Genomic DNA, 282 nt, shown 5'->3' on the forward strand with positions numbered 1-282 from the left:
TTAATTTTCCGGATTGGTATCAAATGTTCTTTTACCAAACTCAAGACGAAAAAAAGCCCGCTGATTTCTCAGCGGGCTTTTCAATGGTGGTGGAGGGATAGGGATTTGAACCCTAGAACCGCTATTAACGGTTGCCGGTTTTCAAGACCGGTGCTTTCGACCACTCAGCCATCCCTCCAACAAATTGTCATCAACAGATTAGTACACTGTTGAGGTTGTTATTTGCTAATGCAAGTAACGATACCTTTTGTCTTCACCTTTCAAAAAAGTGAAAATAAATTT

1 tRNA gene is annotated in these 282 nt (G+C 40.4%); it reads right to left on the reverse strand.

From position 1 onward, the window contains the following. Positions 1-87: 87 nt before the first annotated feature. A tRNA-Ser gene (locus AB4138_RS23995) sits at positions 88-178 on the reverse strand. Positions 179-282: the final 104 nt, after the last annotated feature.

The organism is Vibrio sp. 10N.286.52.C3 (genome assembly GCF_041468865.1).
GTDB classification, from domain to species: Bacteria; Pseudomonadota; Gammaproteobacteria; order Enterobacterales; family Vibrionaceae; genus Vibrio; species Vibrio crassostreae_C.